The sequence below is a fragment of the Fictibacillus sp. 26RED30 genome (assembly GCF_015903845.1).
Taxonomy (GTDB): domain Bacteria; phylum Bacillota; class Bacilli; order Bacillales; family Fictibacillaceae; genus Fictibacillus; species Fictibacillus phosphorivorans.
Genome location: NZ_JACZDV010000003.1, coordinates 1 through 15,693 on the forward strand (window position 1 = coordinate 1; position 15,693 = coordinate 15,693).

At 38.0% G+C, this 15,693-nt stretch carries 17 protein-coding genes and 1 pseudogene; 8 read left to right on the plus strand and 10 right to left on the minus strand.

Annotated elements, in window-relative coordinates:
- Positions 1 to 23: 23 nt before the first annotated feature.
- From IHV11_RS15880 to IHV11_RS15890, 3 genes are all read right to left on the minus strand, one after another.
- On the minus strand, positions 24 to 221 hold the full coding sequence (locus IHV11_RS15880) for a hypothetical protein (protein WP_197195483.1): 198 nt from the start codon (positions 219 to 221) through the stop codon (positions 24 to 26).
- 228 nt (positions 222 to 449) lie between these two features.
- A complete protein-coding gene (locus IHV11_RS15885) occupies positions 450 to 1,427 on the minus strand; it encodes a hypothetical protein (RefSeq protein WP_197195484.1) in 978 nt (325 codons plus the stop codon).
- Positions 1,428 to 1,576: 149 nt separating this feature from the next.
- Positions 1,577 to 2,929, minus strand: coding sequence for a glucoamylase family protein (locus IHV11_RS15890; RefSeq protein WP_197195485.1), 1,353 nt, complete (start codon positions 2,927 to 2,929; stop codon positions 1,577 to 1,579).
- Between the two features lie 256 nt (positions 2,930 to 3,185).
- Here IHV11_RS15890 and IHV11_RS15895 point away from each other — a divergent pair, with 256 nt between their 5' ends.
- From IHV11_RS15895 to IHV11_RS15920, 6 genes are all read left to right on the plus strand, one after another.
- Positions 3,186 to 3,665 carry a GyrI-like domain-containing protein gene (locus tag IHV11_RS15895; protein WP_197195486.1) on the plus strand — a complete coding sequence of 160 codons (480 nt, stop codon included), beginning with the start codon at positions 3,186 to 3,188 and terminating at the stop codon, positions 3,663 to 3,665.
- A gap of 16 nt (positions 3,666 to 3,681) precedes the next feature.
- The gene (locus tag IHV11_RS15900) at positions 3,682 to 4,359 is read left to right on the plus strand and encodes an alpha/beta hydrolase (RefSeq protein ID WP_197195487.1); all 678 of its coding nucleotides are present in this window, start codon (positions 3,682 to 3,684) and stop codon (positions 4,357 to 4,359) included.
- The gene (locus IHV11_RS15905) at positions 4,349 to 4,864 is read left to right on the plus strand and encodes a DinB family protein (RefSeq protein ID WP_197195488.1); all 516 of its coding nucleotides are present in this window, start codon (positions 4,349 to 4,351) and stop codon (positions 4,862 to 4,864) included. The genes IHV11_RS15900 and IHV11_RS15905 overlap by 11 nt, the downstream gene beginning before the upstream one ends.
- A 120-nt stretch (positions 4,865 to 4,984) precedes the next feature.
- Positions 4,985 to 5,938: an ABC transporter permease subunit gene (locus tag IHV11_RS15910; protein WP_197195489.1), complete on the plus strand. Its 954-nt coding sequence runs from the start codon at positions 4,985 to 4,987 to the stop codon at positions 5,936 to 5,938.
- Between the two features lies 1 nt (position 5,939).
- On the plus strand, positions 5,940 to 6,968 hold the full coding sequence (locus IHV11_RS15915) for an ABC transporter permease subunit (protein WP_197195490.1): 1,029 nt from the start codon (positions 5,940 to 5,942) through the stop codon (positions 6,966 to 6,968).
- Between the two features lie 116 nt (positions 6,969 to 7,084).
- On the plus strand, positions 7,085 to 7,414 hold the full coding sequence (locus tag IHV11_RS15920) for a hypothetical protein (protein WP_197195491.1): 330 nt from the start codon (positions 7,085 to 7,087) through the stop codon (positions 7,412 to 7,414).
- Positions 7,415 to 7,452: 38 nt separating this feature from the next.
- Here the strand turns inward: IHV11_RS15920 and hmpA are convergent, their stop codons facing one another.
- The 3 genes from hmpA to IHV11_RS15935 form a co-directional block, all read right to left on the minus strand.
- Entirely contained in the window at positions 7,453 to 8,664 is a 1,212-nt protein-coding gene (gene hmpA / locus IHV11_RS15925; RefSeq protein ID WP_197195492.1) for an NO-inducible flavohemoprotein, read from the minus strand.
- A gap of 109 nt (positions 8,665 to 8,773) precedes the next feature.
- Positions 8,774 to 9,277: a hypothetical protein gene (locus IHV11_RS15930; RefSeq protein ID WP_197195493.1), complete on the minus strand. Its 504-nt coding sequence runs from the start codon at positions 9,275 to 9,277 to the stop codon at positions 8,774 to 8,776.
- A 17-nt stretch (positions 9,278 to 9,294) separates the two neighbouring features.
- The gene (locus tag IHV11_RS15935; protein ID WP_197195494.1) at positions 9,295 to 9,741 is read right to left on the minus strand and encodes a hypothetical protein; all 447 of its coding nucleotides are present in this window, start codon (positions 9,739 to 9,741) and stop codon (positions 9,295 to 9,297) included.
- Between the two features lie 207 nt (positions 9,742 to 9,948).
- On the opposite strand from IHV11_RS15935, the pseudogene IHV11_RS15940 reads away from it, so the two are divergent.
- A pseudogene (locus IHV11_RS15940) lies at positions 9,949 to 10,776 on the plus strand (alpha/beta fold hydrolase); the annotation flags it as partial.
- Positions 10,773 to 11,150: a DUF1428 family protein gene (locus IHV11_RS15945; protein WP_197195495.1), complete on the plus strand. Its 378-nt coding sequence runs from the start codon at positions 10,773 to 10,775 to the stop codon at positions 11,148 to 11,150. The pseudogene IHV11_RS15940 and the gene IHV11_RS15945, both read left to right, overlap by 4 nt.
- Before the next feature lie 63 nt (positions 11,151 to 11,213).
- Here IHV11_RS15945 and IHV11_RS15950 read toward each other — a convergent pair whose 3' ends face one another.
- From IHV11_RS15950 to IHV11_RS15965, 4 genes are all read right to left on the minus strand, one after another.
- Positions 11,214 to 11,660: a DUF4385 domain-containing protein gene (locus IHV11_RS15950; RefSeq protein ID WP_197127105.1), complete on the minus strand. Its 447-nt coding sequence runs from the start codon at positions 11,658 to 11,660 to the stop codon at positions 11,214 to 11,216.
- 336 nt (positions 11,661 to 11,996) lie between these two features.
- Positions 11,997 to 14,312: an RNA polymerase recycling motor HelD gene (gene helD / locus IHV11_RS15955; protein WP_197195496.1), complete on the minus strand. Its 2,316-nt coding sequence runs from the start codon at positions 14,310 to 14,312 to the stop codon at positions 11,997 to 11,999.
- 201 nt (positions 14,313 to 14,513) lie between these two features.
- Complete coding sequence (locus IHV11_RS15960; RefSeq protein ID WP_197127103.1) at positions 14,514 to 14,987, minus strand: DinB family protein; 474 nt, start codon at positions 14,985 to 14,987, stop codon at positions 14,514 to 14,516.
- 81 nt (positions 14,988 to 15,068) lie between these two features.
- The gene (locus tag IHV11_RS15965) at positions 15,069 to 15,626 is read right to left on the minus strand and encodes a cysteine hydrolase family protein (RefSeq protein ID WP_197195497.1); all 558 of its coding nucleotides are present in this window, start codon (positions 15,624 to 15,626) and stop codon (positions 15,069 to 15,071) included.
- Positions 15,627 to 15,693 lie beyond the last annotated feature (67 nt).

The following is a 15,693-nucleotide window of genomic DNA, read 5'->3' on the forward strand; positions in this document are numbered from 1 at the left end:
GTAATCGGGGGTTCTTTTTGTTTTTATTTGTCTACTTTTTGGAGCTTGGTTTTCTTTCTATAATGAAGATGGATGAGGATTGCAAATATGAACCCTGAAGCATAAACAATATCATTTAGGATGCTGTTGAAATGATACATTTTTGAAAAGATAGAGTACAGAAACAGGATTCCAGTTAATAGTAAAAAAACGTTTAATCTTTTCTCCGATGTTTTCTTCATATGTACCTCCATTACCATCATGTAAGAAGATAAACCTTTGTCGAAAAGCCTATAAATTATTTTGAAGACCTATAAAATATTTTGAAGACCTATAAATTATTCTGAAGACCTATAAATTATTCTAAAGACCTATAAAATTATTTGAAGGACTATAAATCAAGAACTACGGCTATAAACCAAAATGGATTGCCTACCATACTTCAAAATACCGCTCTTAATTGAGTACTCTTATACCCAACCCTCAAGCTCTGACAATAAAACTCCTTTTTTCTTTACCAAAAAACTTAGATTACGCTCAAAGCCCCTCTCTGTTGTTATCAACAGATCTAAGAAAGAAAACCTATAGATTTTATTAAAATCCCCTTTAAGAGAAAAATAGATGTTCTCTTCTTCTGGACTAAATAACATAGATAGCTGTGTAGGAAAGTCCCCTTCTCTTTGAGCGGTTTGCTTCAGGATGGATAGTCCTTGTTCAACGGAAAAGTCACCTCTTCTGTTTACCAATCCACCATATGCTAGCTGATAACGACCACTTCCTGGTCCTTGCAATGTCATATCTTCCTGTTCCATGGCATCTCGAACTGAAAAATTTGTAAGAACCATAAAGTTATCCTCCAGCTGATCTGTATCTATATATTTTCTTCCAGGCTCCACAAGGAACGACTTCTTGTTAGGACCAACTATTAAACTTTGAACACTATAATCAGGAACATTCACGATTTCTTTTTCTTGAAGATAGGTAGGCAGCACTGATGTTTTTACTTTTTCAGACAACACTTCATCAAATAACCTCATCATATGTATACTGTTTTTGTTCCTTTTATATTTGCCCTCTTCATTCGGGTTCACCATATGAAGATTCATAAAGATTCCGTTTTTATTAAAGCCAATAGCTGGTAGGAAACGGCCGCCTTCTTTTTGCAAAATAAGGAGCTGATTATCACCTGATAGAGCCATTTTAATCGGCCGCTCAGACAGATCAAAGTTCATTCCAATATACGTCTCATCTTCATGCAAAACAAAACTCGTGCACATCTCTTCTTCACTTCCATTTTTAAATTTCCAGCTGAATAAATGATAGATACAGCTGTCAGTAAAAATAGATTCTACATAAAAATCCTGGACCCTTCTATCCTCGTTTACGGTACGTGTTTTTATTTTTCTTACACGTTCACCGCTAAATTGTATCTTTTCACCGATAAGCATTTCGGTTTTACTGATAAACTCATACAGAGCACCTATGAATCACTGCTGACCATCGCTAACCTCTACATTTCCACCTGAAAGCCCACAAAACAAGCTAACTCCAACAAAAAACACCCTCATCCATTTGGAATCGGGTGCTGCGTTTACAATTATTGAATAGAGAACTTTTCTTTTCTCAACAGATCCTCAGGTTTCTTACCAATGTGATCTTGGTGGAAGTAATCGCGAATCACACCATCTTTTAGATAGTTAGCGATCGATACCATAATCATTCCTTGGTCGAGCGCGAGATATGCTTTAGCAATTTCGCCTGTTTCCACGTTTACAGAATCATAGAATCCGTACTTGCTATACGTATTGAGCTCTTTTAATGCTTTAATGTTTTTTCGAACAGCTTTTGGATCATAATCTAATGCTAAGAAAGATGCATGAGCCGTTACGGTCGCGCCATCTTTGTATCCAGAAGTTCCTAGTGGTGTTGCTGCAAACTCACTGTAACCATCTGGTGTTGCAGATGGAGAGAAGCCCCATGCTTTATATCCTTTTTCTTCTGCAAAAGCTTGCTGTAATTCAACATGACGCTTGTTGTTCAGCCCAAGCGCATTCTTGCCAAGTTCAACCTCATTTAATACGATTCCAGGCATAAGACTTTCAAACATGCTTCCGCCCCAGCTCGGAACGAATTTTACACCTTTGTATTCATAATGGCCTTCAAATACAGAAACGCCATCATATTCATGAGTTTCACCTTCTGGAATTTGTGCTTGCCAATCCCATTCTTTTGGCATCGTACGATACATCTTCCACCAGTGATCGCTTGGCACATCACCTTTACCAATCGAGATATAACTTGCTACACGTGGTTCTGTGTTAAACAAACCGTAGTGATGATCGGTTAATTTCCCTTGTGCTACATCATATCCACCACGGAATTGTCCCACTTCTGGATCATATAGTGTCGTATAATTCATGTCTTCAACGAGCTTACTCGTTTGTGGATTCAGCTCATCATAAGCTTGTCCAACTACTATCAGCCCTGCAGACAGCCAGCCGTTATCCACTTGTGAGATGAACTGTCCCCAATCCTTTTTAACCGAACCATCTTTTGTGTTATACCAGTTGTAGTATAAGCCATTCCATTTTTCTAAATCTTCAAGTGTATTCAACGTGACTTGTATACGTTTTACCGCTTCCTTTTTAGAGATGATACCTAACTCTTGAGCGGAGATCGTACTCATCATATACATCCCAATGTTTGTAGGAGATGTGTGTGTTGCGTCTTTTTTACCCTCTGCTGTATATCGAGTCTCATCATAGGTCAAACCTGTTTTTGGATCAGTATGATCTTGATAAAATTTGTATGTCTTCTTAGCAATTGATTTTAACTCCATTTGAAATGCATGATCTTTTCCTCTGTCAGTTGCGGACGCAGATGATGTTACAAAAACATTCGCAAACAAACTGAACATTAATACAAAGCTAATCATTTTACTTGTTTTCATGGATGCATTGCTCCTCTCCATACTTAGAAATCATCAGTCGAAACGTTTCACCAATAGTTTATCACGTTTGAATGAAATAAATAAGAAGATTACAGTCTTTTGCGCCAAAGGTTGTATGCGCTTTCATAATAAACGGTATAAAGGTAGGAGAAAACTGATAATAACAGGAAATCAACCCGATTATTAGGGAAATAAAGGATAATGGTTTCTTTTACGAGAAGAAAGTAGTAAATAGTCTTAAAAAGGGGTTTTTGCTATGAACAACAAGGCAATTTATGAAACACCCGTTGTAAAAGAACGGAAAGAAATAAAGTTAGTTGGATTAAGGGTGCTATGTGAGGGAGATCAATACATTCACGAAATTCCTAAAGCTTCAACTACGCTGCAATCACAATTACCGTCCATTCAGCATGTCGTGGATCCATCAAAACAAATAGGTGCGTTCGTCGTTGATGCACAAACTAAACAAGAAGATGGATATTGGGTTTGTGTTGAAGTAGAAAAATATGAAGATGTTCCGGCTGGCATGGTGAAATTAACCATACCACCTCAAAAATATGCAGTGACCAAACATATGGGAAGAAACGATGAAATTAAAAACAGCTACGAAATGTTGCACAACTGGATACAAAAGAATGGATATAACAGACTCCTTAAAAACTGGCACATCGAGATATTTCATACCTTTGATGTAAGTAATCAATTAGAAATCGATTTGTACGATACCATTCAATAAAATCCGGGGTTAGGATATGAAAGAAAGTTCTCGATCTGTACTGGGTTATAAAAAGATGAAAATTCCTTATGTTATACAAAGTAAAACAGAGAATCCAAAAGGGTTAACAATCATGCTTCCTGGTATAGGATATACGGTTAAATCACCGTTATTCCATTTTTCTTCAAGCGCTTTTTTAAACAAAGAATATGATGTCTTGCATGTGAACTATCCTTATTATTCGACAGATTACGAAGATTTTAGCTTTGATGAACTTACATCAGCACTAATTAAAGATGTTTCCGCTGTCTTACATGAAGTGCTTGACCAAACGAATTATAATTCTTATTACGTGTTAGGAAAATCCTTTGGCACGATCGCCATTCCTACCGTTTTAAAACTTTTACCTATAAACGACACAAAAGCTGTATGGTTAACACCCCGTTTAATAGATGCACCTGTTTTTGAAACGATAAGAACGTGTATACAAGATGGACTCTGTATAATTGGTGATAAAGATCCCTTCTATGACGTAGAAAAGATGAATCAAATACTACTTAACTCCTCTATAGAGTGTATAATCCCCCCTGGCGCAAACCATGCACTTGAAGTGGACAACGATATTCTAACATCTATTGATATCGTTAAAAGTGTTGTAAAAAGGATTGATGATTTTATCACTTTGAAGAACGGAGTATTAAACAATGAACTTTAAACAAAGAGAAGCTCTCGAAATTCTAGAACGTACACCTGCCGTTTTATCACACTTGTTATCAGGGCTCTCTCATGAATGGTTAGTCAGCAATGAAGGCGGTGATTCGTGGAATTCTCTCGAAGTTGTCGCTCACTTAATCGAATGTGAAAAGAGCAATTGGATACCACGGATTAACAGCATTCTTTCAAGTCATGAAATTGAACCCCTTCCATCCTTTGATCGATTCTCTCATCTGGGAAAAGAAACAGGGATTGAAGAGCTGCTGCGTGAATTTTTGCAGTGCCGACAACAGAGCTTATACCAATTAGGGAATTTGAAAATTGGTACCTTTAATTTAAATAAAACTGGAATACACCCTGAGTTTGGCTCTATAACCCTACACCAATTACTCTCAACCTGGGCCGTTCATGATCTTACACACATTAATCAGATTACTAGAATTCTGGCTAAGCGTTATGCTTGTGACGTCGGTCCATGGAAAACATACTTAAGCATACTCAAATAACGTTCCCCCCGTGGGAGCTTTTTTTATTTTTACCATGGAGGAAAATAATGGATTATGTCGAATGATTATAGTTAACTTTATTAGATAAAAAGAGATATAGAGATTTAGGGGGAAAATTTTATGTATTTGCTTGTCCTTCGGCGCATTGTTTATTTTTTGATGCCGATCGTAGGTGTTTTTTTTATTGGTGCACTTCCTTATCTTTTCTTCAGCAATGTTCAAGGTATTGAAGCTGTTGCTCGTTTACTAGATTCTGGTGCACTCGAGAATGCACTCTTTTTAAATCAGGATTTGGGATTATTTTTCGAGCCTTATCTTGATAAGATATGGGATTTGTTCATAAACCTCATAACGTTTTCAAACGTGACTTTTTACGAATATCAACAAGAGAAGTTACTATTCCCAACCATTTTAAAACCTTATCTATATTCTATAAAACTAGTATTAGGTGCATTCTTTCTAGCCATAGCTTCATCGATCATACTAGCTTTGATCATCAAGATTTTACCTGACCGCATTCAAAAAGGAATTCGCTTCTTGTTTTTTTCACTCGAGTCCTTACCAGATATCTTTATCGTTGTTATCATTCAATATAGCATGATTCTGTATGTTAGAAATACGGGAAATCTCTTGTTCCCAATCGTACATAGCGATCAAAATCCTAGCTATTTCTTACCGATTTTTTGCTTGAGCATCTTGCCAACTCTTTTCTTAATAAGAACATTGCTGTTTCTACTCGATGATGAAGATTCAAAAACGTATGTAGAATTTGCTCGCGCAAAAGGAATACGATATGCGCTGATCCTTTATATTCACATGCTAAGAAATTCACTTTTAAGTCTGTTCTATTATTCAAAGAACGTGTATTGGTTACTAATCTCTACACTCTTTATGGTAGAAACCATTATGGCGATTCCCGGCATCACTGATTTTATGCTAGATAACGGTCCTACGACACCGGATGTCATTACAGTTAGCGTTTTGCTCATGTTCGTTCCGTTTTATCTATTATTTACACTTTCCTCTTACGTTCTGGAGTATAAGCTAGGGCGTACTAATGAGGAGGTGGCGTAAGATGTCTGTATGGAGAAGTCCGTTATTTTTAAGTGGCTTTCTAATTATTGTCACCTTGTTTTTCGGAAGCATTATCTATTCACATTTTGTACCGAATGAAAAACAACCCGTGATGCAAATTCGATTTGACGAACAAAAACAACCTGTTGATTCAGCACCAATCGCTCCTTTTAAAGAAATGCCATTTGGAACAGATCGATTTGGTGTCAGCATGTTGCACAAGGTGATCGACGGCGCAAAGTATACACTAGGATTTGCCTTCTTAGTCGCATTCGCTCGCCTATTTTTCGGAACGATACTAGGATTAATCTTGAGTCAGCTGCCTAAGCCTGTCCTTCGGATTTCAAGCAAGCTCTTTGAATCCTTTTATTATGCACCTGCAACCGTTGTTGCCTATTTACTTATCTATCCTGTTCTCCAAATTTTCACATGGTCTGTACCGAAAGAACAACAAACCATATTTTCTTTGCTGATTCTCATATTAATCGCAGTCCCTACCGTGATGGTAACAGTAGCCAACGAAACGTCAAAGTTTTTAGAGAATGAATTTATATCTTCCGTTAAAGTTCTTGGAGGAGGCAGAATTCACAAGCTCCGAAAACACGTATTACCGTATTTAAAACCGCGATTAAGCATTCTATACAGCCAACAGCTGATCGCAACGCTACTACTGGCAGCACATCTTGGCATTTTACAAGTTTTTATCGGTGGAACCGACTTTATCACTCTCGATCCACTAGAAAATAATACGGTGCCTGTTGCTATGATCAACGAATGGTCGAGCATGATCGGTGCTAACTACTATCAAATTCGTGGCGATCGCTGGATCGTATTTGCTCCTCTCGCAGGATTTGCAATTACGATTCTCGCGTTGAACTTTATGGTTGAAGCCATGAAACGTCAATACCTCGCAAAAGGTGCTTACACGAAAAGAACAAGAAGAGTAAGAAAGACAAAAACTCCTGTACAAGTTAAGAAATTGTATCAAGAGCAGTTTGATAGGATTATGAAAACAGGAACGGACAATTAATGTATAAGAAGGACTCGATGAGGCAAGGATTTACCTTATCGAGTCTTTTATCATTTGTCATGTTTTTCGTTCTTTTTGAATAAAGGAGTATTACACAATAAAAAGGAGTGAACCCTTTGAGTGAAGCAGACCTTAACGTCATTTTTTATACCTTGTTTCTTCTACTAGGTTTACCGATCAGCTATAAATACGCTAAATTTACAGTATCACATACAGGCATGGTGCTTCCCCACTTCTTTGTCAGCCTAATGCTTAACTTATGCATAGGTACAGTAGGCGTTGTAGGATGGATTTTCTTTTCTGTAAAAATCTCTAGAGCATTTACGATCGGTGGTATCTATTTAGGGGCATGGATTATTTCAATAAGTCTAATGGCCTTATTGGTTCTCCTCTTAGTGAAACGCAAATCGATGATACAACGTTTTCACTATCATTACGGTAGATAGCAAAACACCTTCCGCGTTCAGGAAGGTGTTTTGCTTCTTTATGCCTTGATACTTTCCTTCTGTAGATCAGAGGCAGGTCCAAAGAATTCAAAATGAATGTTTTCTTTTGGTATATTCAACTCTTGCAGAGCTGTATTTATCACTCTCATAAATGGAATCGGGCCACAGAAATAGTATTCTGCATCATCTTTTATAGGTAAGATCTCCTTCAACCAAGCTTGATCGATATAACCCTTCTTCGTGAAGCCTAAATCTTCATCTAACGGACTTTCATACACAAAGTGTGTAGTGATATGATCTGAAGCTTCTGCAATATCTAGTACTTCTCTCTTTAAAGCGTGTGTTTGGCCATTGATCGCAGCATGAATAAATGTAACTCCTCGTTCCGGTTGCTCACTTGCTATAGTTTTCAACATACTTACCATAGGAGTAAGTCCCACACCACCACTTATAAGGACAACGTGCTTTTCAGAATCTGTATTTAAATAAAAATCACCTGCTGGAGCGCTCAAATGAAGGATGTCTCCTTCTTTAACACTCTCGTGCAAATAAACGGAAACCATTCCATCGACAGTATCTCTACCGATTTCTTTTTTAACAGAGATCCGATAACTGCTTTGTCCTGGAGCGTCAGACAAGCTGTATTGTCTGATATGTGTGTGTTCCTGACCTGGTATATCCATCTTGATACTCACATATTGGCCGGGCTTAAATTTTGCAAGTGGCATGCCATCTTCCGGTTCTAAATAGAAGGACGTGATAACAGAGCTTTCTTCTACTTTACGAGTTACGGCAAAAGGTCTGAAACCTTCCCAACCCGCATCACTATACATGTTACGTTCAATACCGATAAAGACATCCGCGATCACACCATACGCTTCTGCCCAAGCGTTGATGATCTCATCTGTTGCAGCATCTCCAAGAACATCTTTAATGGCAAGTAGCAGGTTTTCACCGACCACAGGATAATGCTCCGGCTTAACGCCTAGACTCCGATGTTTATGGGCAATTCCTTTTACGACTGGAATGATGGTTTCAAGCTTATCAATATTGGCTGCTGCTGCATATACTGCGTTTGCTAATGCGGCTTGTTGACGTCCTTTTTTCTGGTTTGCGTGGTTAAAGATATTCAAAAGCTCGGGATGCTTCTGAAACAGCATTTCATAAAAACGGGAAGTAATCGCTTCTCCGTGTACTTGCAGAACAGGTACGGTTGACTTAATAATTTCAATGGTTCTTTGCTGTAGCATGTCAATTCCCCCTTATATTCTTCTTACAACTCTATCGTAAAAGAATGATAAAAGAGAATGTGTGATTTGAATCACTTTTCTTTAGGACGTTTTGTGAACATAAATAGTGCTATTTTCTTAGCCATATTTCTGCTTTTTGCTTCATTTCCTCTTGAAGATCTGCTGAATTTTTCGTGTCTTCTAATGCTTTTCCTGCGTATTTTCTCGGAAAGATTTTATATAATGATCGTTTAAAATCAGCTCCATCCCGCGGTTCCTCATAATGTGCGATCACATACTTGCCGCCTTCACTCCTGAGTTTGATTATGGCAGGAACGGAATGACCGGACTGCCCCTCAGTCTTCGTTTTTTCGTTAAAGCCCATAAACAAAGAATATAGATAGACCGATGTTACTCCTCCAGTTTCTTTCGCTCCATAGATCTTATGAACTTCAAACTGTTTATCTGTTTCGGGATATACGCCATCATAATGTTGGATGATATAATCCGAGATCAACTCATTCATTTCAGAAGTTACTTTTACTTCATTAGAGGAGCGGAATGAAGTACACCCCGCTAATAAGAATAGCAGACTCCACGTGATCACCGTTATTCTCTTAAGACACGGTAACATCTAATCCCCCGCTTTCTTTACGTAAGATCTTGCCCCCATAACGATTGTAGAAGAATCATGTATACAATAAGCAGCACGGAAATTATCATAAAGATAACAGAAATGAATCGATAGCTATCCACTTTAGAGAGCGTGATTCCAAACACAATCATCCCTAGTATAGCTGCTGGATAATACACAAAAAACATAGAATAATAATGCAACGGCCCTAAAAACAAACCTAAAACTGCAAACTGAACACAAAACGCTACGATTGAAAGTAAGACCCACTTTTCTTTTTCTTTTGTTTTAACGGCACCGGTTAAAGACATTAAACCCGCTCCAAGTACAACCACTATTAACGTCCACTCATATAGAAAGAACAGATTCTCATGATTTACTGCAAAATAATAACCCACCAATAATACAGGAATTATAGCTAGCAGCAGCAACGAACATCGCTTTACATATTGGCTGCTATTCATTTTAACCATCCTCCTTTATTTAACTTAACACTATCATATTACCATTTAATGGTTCTATATCCTTTAGTTCTTTTCAAACTATTCAAACGATTTTATAATAATATGATACTATTGAAAGATACAAAACTTCACTAAGTGAATGAAACGGAACACTTATCGATTAATCAGGAGTTGGAAAAGTGATGAGAAGGTCTTTAATCACATACAAAGAAAAAAACAGTCCACCTTACAGAATGGGGTGAAGCTCACAATCCTACTATTGTTTGCTTACACGGATTAGGAAGTACGAGCCTTAGCTTTCTAGAAATAGCTGAGGAGTTACAGAAGAATTTTAATATTATTGCGTTTGATGCTCCAGGACACGGGAGATCTGAGCCCTTTAACTCGGCTATAGATTACGAGCTGCCTAGACTTGTTGAATGGCTTCATGGCTTGTTAGCTCAGTTAAATGTAAGCGATTTCTATCTCTTATCCCATTCATGGGGAAGCTTTCTGGCTCTACACTATTTGGTTCGTTATCCTGAACACGTTTTGGATACGATTTTAATCGACGGAGGCTATCAAACAAAGCGTATATGGTCTTCGTCTTTAGAAGAAGAAATGGATCATTATGAAAAAGATTTTGATGAGTATGTGTTCGATTCTTGGGATGACTTTTTCCAAGCAGAAAAAAAGAACTACTTGATGTGGTCACCGTTAAAAGATATTGCTGTAAAGGATTTAGGTGTCGAAAGAGAAGGTAAGGTTTGCTGGCATGCTAAAGGTGAAACTGCCCGTCATATCATTCGTGGCATGCATCTGAACGAAACAGAAGATATCTATCACCTTCTTCCGCCAGGCATCACTCTACTTGTCGCCACCGTACCTGAGCGATTGTCTGAAATGAGATTGCAGACCGCTGAAACGTTTAGAAAGAACGCGAACGGCGAACTGCATATAGTGCCAAATACGACACACTTATTGCACTGGGACAGACCCAGCGTTGTAATCGATGGAGTTTTATCAAAATGGCTAAAAAAATCGGAGGTTAAATGATGGCATACCTACTCGTATATTTTTATAAATTGAAACCTGAAGTGAAAGAGAAGTTCCTTGAAATATCGTCAAGATCGAATAAAAAGTTTCAAGAATACGGAGGTGTAACAGAACAGATATTTAAATTATCCACTTCTCCAAAAAATTATGGGTTCTCCTCTATTTCTGAAAAACTACAAGTTGACGAAGGAGAAGAACTTTGGATCGGCCTTCTGCGCTTCCAATCTGAAGAACATGCACGCATGACGATGGAAGACTTTGACCGAGACCCTGAGATGAAGGAACGATTAGACGAATTTGTCACACATGTAGCACCACTTGAAAAGTTAGTTTTTGGTGAGTTTGTTTCTGAAAATGAGGTAATGATCGTATAATAGAACGACCAGCACTATAATGAAGATGAATAAAAAATGCATCTCCTTGCTAGAAGGAGATGCTTACCCAAATTCTTTTTGATGTGCTTTTTTCATTTTTAAATATTCTTCATCCGTCCGTGCTAATTTCCACTTTTCCTCAAAGATTGACGCTGATTTTGCTTTTACAGGATCTATTTTTCGTTTGTTCACCTCACCTTCTTCATTATACTTCCTTCCGCCTTTATAGTTCGTGTACCGTCTTGCGCGTGTGTATCCCATCTGTAAAAACTTCCTTGCCATATCCGCTCCAACAAAGTCATTATTTTTCTTATAGTCTAGAAACTGTTCATAGATTTTCTTAGAAGATTTTTCTGCTTCTTCTGGGGTCTTAAAGCGCCAATGCGGCAAGATCTCACTCTTATAAGGTTCCACTAATAATACCCCTTGCTCACCACGGCCGACACGATACTTTTCAGGATGTTTTCGAAAATCGATAGTATCAAAGTCAAGATCATAATCAAAAGCCATTTCCTTTTCCTCCTTTTTGTTATCGTTACCCTAAAAGAAAGAAATCAAAAATAAAGAGTGTTTTCGTATTCATCGTTGCTTTTGAAAGTAGTTGGTTTCCGCTGCAGATTGCTCGCTTTCCACGGGGCGAACGGTGAGCCTCCTGCCTTCGCGCCATTAGGAGTCTCACCTGACCGCTCGTCCCGTAGGAGTCGGCAACCTTCCGCTACAACCAACTTGCAAAGAAGAAAGGAATGGATCAATAGCAACATATTAAGATAACAACAAAAAGTAACAGGTTTTATGAGAGAAAAAAATCCGCTGCTTCTTTATAGAAACAACGGATTTCATTACTTTTTACTGAACAACCTCATACAAACTCTTCGATGCACCTTCTACAAATGGACATGGTTTCCCTGAGTAAAAAACGGTTAATTCATGCATCGCTCGAGTACAAACCGTGTAAAACAATTTACGTTCTCGTTCAATTTGATAACCGGATGCATCAAAGATCGTTACTGCGTCAAACTCGATTCCTTTGGCTAAATAGGATGGGATGACGATTACTCCTTTTTGAAAAGAAGCATCCTCATCAATCATCAGCCGCACATCTAGATTAACTTTCAGCTTCTCATAAACTGCCTTGCTCTCTTTAGCCGAACGACAGATCACCGCTATCGTTTCATGGCCTTTGTTCAACCAATTCCCAACAAGATCCTTCACCTGATCAAGATGATCTTCTTCACGTTCTACTGCTGCAATAACGGGTTTTTCACCTGAACGATTAAACGGAATAATCTCGCTTCCGTCTTTCAATAGACTTTTCGTAAACTCTACAATTTCTTTTGTAGAGCGATAACTTCTCTGCAAAGTAATCGTTTCAGGATTCTTCTTGTTTAATAAGTTTTTGAGCATACTGAACGTTTCATCTGACGCATGCGCGTAAATCGATTGGTTCAAGTCACCTAGTATCGTTAGATTTGCTCTTGGGAAAATACGCTGAATGAAAGCAAACTGAAACGGCGAGAAATCTTGTGCTTCATCAATAAAAACATGACGTACTGCTGCATTCGATTGAAAACCTACTAATAGCTCTTTTACATATAATAGTGGAGTGGCATCTTCATTCGCTAGATGGTTTTGTTTCAAGTTAAACAACGTTTGATTGCAGATTTCGTTCCAAGTGTTCACGTCCTCAATCAATCGTTTATTCTTCTGAAACAACTTAGCATATAAGCTCTTTATATCAATAAACGAAAACTGTTCGATGCTCTCTCTAAGTGATTTAAAGGCGATTCGCGTCACATATGCCGAGAGCACTTTTTGTTCACTTGCAAGATCGTTGAATGAGTCAGCTCCATATTTATTTCGTTCCTCTAACTTCTCATACAACCTTGTGTATACATTTTTATCAAGAAGCTGTATCTCTTTTTCAACCCATGGTTTCTTGCGTTCTCTTCGTTCTATTTTCTTCAGCTCTTCTAAAATCCAAGCCACCGTCTTTTTCATTCGATAAGGAACGGTTTCTTTTTGATCGAGAGAATAAAAGTATTCACTGATCTGTTTAGCACGAATCACGATACGGTCTCTAAATTTCACATTTGAAAATTGAATGCCCGATGTACTTAACTCCTCAGCATAGCGATGGATCGCTTTTAAAAATTCAACTGATGCTTTAAACTGTATCGCTTCTACACGCTTTGAATCTTCTCGTTCAGATAAGAGCTCCTCCATCTGCTCAAAAGGTGTTTCTATCGAGTAGTCTCCTCCTAAGTGATGGTCCACATAAGCATGAAACGTTGTTTGTTCCATGTTTTCTTCACCAAGTTCAGGCAGGACATTAGCTACATAACTGTTGAACATGTTGTTTGGAGAAAATAATACAACATGGTGCGACTGAATCGTTTCTCGATCTCGGTATAACAGAAATGCTACACGCTGAAGAGCCGCTGATGTCTTCCCACATCCTGCTGCACCTTGAACAACAAGTAAATCACTTGCTGTATTTCGTATGATAGCATTTTGTTCTTTTTGAATTGTCGCCACAATGCTTTTCATTTGTGTATTCGCTTGGTTTCCTAATACGTGCTGTAACAATTCGTCCCCGATCGCTTCTCCCGTATCAAACATTCCTGTTATATGAGCATTCTTAATCATAAATTGTCTTTTTAGTTCTAACTTTCCTTCAATGGTACCACTCGGTGCACGAAAATCGGCTTCGCCAAGAGAGTGATCATAATACAGACTCGATATCGGCGCACGCCAATCATGAACAAGAAACGTACTTGAAGGTTCATCGTAATAAGATGCTATTCCAATATAAACTTGTTCTGTTTCCTCTTCACCGTCTTCTTTAAAATCAATTCGACCAAAGTAAGGGGAGCTTTTTAATTTTTCATAAGTTTTAAGTCGAGCTTCTGCAGAAGTGTGACTTCTTTCAATCTCAGATAATAACTCTGACTGCTGTTTGATGCTAGCTGCCGTTTCAATCGCATCGTCGGCATCTTCTAGGTTAACTGTCACATCAGACCAAAAATTCTTTCGGATTTGAACAACATCTGCCTTCTTTCCTCCGAGATGATCTTGAAGTTTATCTGTTGCATCAGAAAGTTTATGAATGACTTGATCTACACGCTTTTGTTCATTTCGTTGTTCCTGATCCCATGTTGTCATCCGATTTCCCCCTACAAAAAAATTTATTAGTTAATCGTTGACACACGTTCCTGTTTTATCGTATAATAAAATTAGGAACAATTATAAATAAAATCAATGAGTTAGTGCGTCTTTTCTATAATAGCACATTTCTGTATATAAAGTACATATATAAAAACAGTGAATCCCTAAAAGGTTTTCACTGTTTTTTTGTTCAAAAAACTATGCTTGTTTTGCTGTTTGATTTTCGATGACTCTTTTTATCGCATGCATTTGTCCGAGGTGATACGTTTCGTGAAAAACAGTGAAATTCACAAGCTCACCAAAAGTAGTAAAATTGAATACTGGTTTCTCTAGCTTTTCAAACAAGCGTTCTTCTGGCATCTCTTTTACACGTACTAACTGTTCTTCTAACTGCTGTTTGAGTTCTTTAAGTGTAGGAACTTCACCTTTCCAATCTGCAGGACTTGTACCTCTATTAAATAGCTCAACATAGTGCGTAGGTAGATTAGCAGAATGTTCCGGGAACCCAAACATAAAGTATTCCGCAGTCGTGAGGACGTGTCCAATGTGCCAGCGGATATTATTATTGAACCCATGGGGTTGGATATCTGCTGCAGACTCATCCATACCATCCAATTGCTTCAGAAAGAAACTTCTCGCTAGTTCAAAGTTTTGAATTGTTAATTGATTCATAATAAACCTCCTTAGAATTTGCTCTTTCACCATTCATCATACGTATACACTCACTTCAAAACAAACGTTTTGCTATTTGTTTTATCGGTAATTATCGTGAATAGGATTGAACAGATCTTCCTCTGTCTTGCGTACAACTGAAAAATGATCGACATTATAGTGGCCATGCAGAACTTTATTGTGATGGCTTACGATCTGCTCTGCTTTTAACACTTCTGAATCTGAAGTAGAGTGACCATCTTCAACAAGGGTGACATCGAAGCCAGAGACAGTTGCGAATCTTACAGCAGTATCGATGCAATGTTCTGTTTTGCAACCCATTAGAACAAGATGGCTGATATTTTCATCTTTTAGATAACTTAATAAAGGTGTATTGTAAAAGGCATTCGTTGCTTTTTTATCAAAAACTTCAGCATCCTCTGGTATATTAATGACAGAATGAACCTCAAAGCCTGGTCCCCTTCCCTCAGAGACATCTAAGTCTCTAACAAAAACAATCGAAGCTTCGGCTTTCTTCGCTTTTTCAATTACACTATTTATGTTTTGAAGCAATCCCTCTTTGTTATAAACTCCCTGCTCACTCTCATTCCCCTCGATTAGTTCTTGCTGTGCATCAATAACCAATAAAGCATGTTTCAAATGATCCGCTCCTTTTTCCTTTTATCCCATTAATACTTCTTCTAAAACAACTAAAATCCTTGCAACT

What these genes read in the sequence shown, in the direction of transcription:
- IHV11_RS15890 (WP_197195485.1), bottom strand. Translation starts at nt 2,929, where the DNA reads ATGAAAACAAGTAAAATGATTAGCTTTGTATTAATGTTCAGTTTGTTT.
- IHV11_RS15950 (WP_197127105.1), bottom strand. Translation starts at nt 11,660, where the DNA reads ATGGCTTTTGATTATGATCTTGACTTTGATACTATCGATTTTCGAAAA.
- helD (WP_197195496.1), bottom strand. Translation starts at nt 14,312, where the DNA reads ATGACAACATGGGATCAGGAACAACGAAATGAACAAAAGCGTGTAGAT.
- hmpA (WP_197195492.1), bottom strand. Translation starts at nt 8,664, where the DNA reads ATGCTACAGCAAAGAACCATTGAAATTATTAAGTCAACCGTACCTGTT.
- IHV11_RS15910 (WP_197195489.1), top strand. Translation starts at nt 4,985, where the DNA reads ATGTATTTGCTTGTCCTTCGGCGCATTGTTTATTTTTTGATGCCGATC.
- IHV11_RS15900 (WP_197195487.1), top strand. Translation starts at nt 3,682, where the DNA reads ATGAAAGAAAGTTCTCGATCTGTACTGGGTTATAAAAAGATGAAAATT.
- IHV11_RS15945 (WP_197195495.1), top strand. Translation starts at nt 10,773, where the DNA reads ATGATGGCATACCTACTCGTATATTTTTATAAATTGAAACCTGAAGTG.
- IHV11_RS15930 (WP_197195493.1), bottom strand. Translation starts at nt 9,277, where the DNA reads ATGTTACCGTGTCTTAAGAGAATAACGGTGATCACGTGGAGTCTGCTA.
- IHV11_RS15915 (WP_197195490.1), top strand. Translation starts at nt 5,940, where the DNA reads ATGTCTGTATGGAGAAGTCCGTTATTTTTAAGTGGCTTTCTAATTATT.
- IHV11_RS15905 (WP_197195488.1), top strand. Translation starts at nt 4,349, where the DNA reads ATGAACTTTAAACAAAGAGAAGCTCTCGAAATTCTAGAACGTACACCT.
- IHV11_RS15935 (WP_197195494.1), bottom strand. Translation starts at nt 9,741, where the DNA reads ATGAATAGCAGCCAATATGTAAAGCGATGTTCGTTGCTGCTGCTAGCT.
- IHV11_RS15895 (WP_197195486.1), top strand. Translation starts at nt 3,186, where the DNA reads ATGAACAACAAGGCAATTTATGAAACACCCGTTGTAAAAGAACGGAAA.
- IHV11_RS15885 (WP_197195484.1), bottom strand. Translation starts at nt 1,427, where the DNA reads ATGCTTATCGGTGAAAAGATACAATTTAGCGGTGAACGTGTAAGAAAA.
- IHV11_RS15960 (WP_197127103.1), bottom strand. Translation starts at nt 14,987, where the DNA reads ATGAATCAATTAACAATTCAAAACTTTGAACTAGCGAGAAGTTTCTTT.
- IHV11_RS15880 (WP_197195483.1), bottom strand. Translation starts at nt 221, where the DNA reads ATGAAGAAAACATCGGAGAAAAGATTAAACGTTTTTTTACTATTAACT.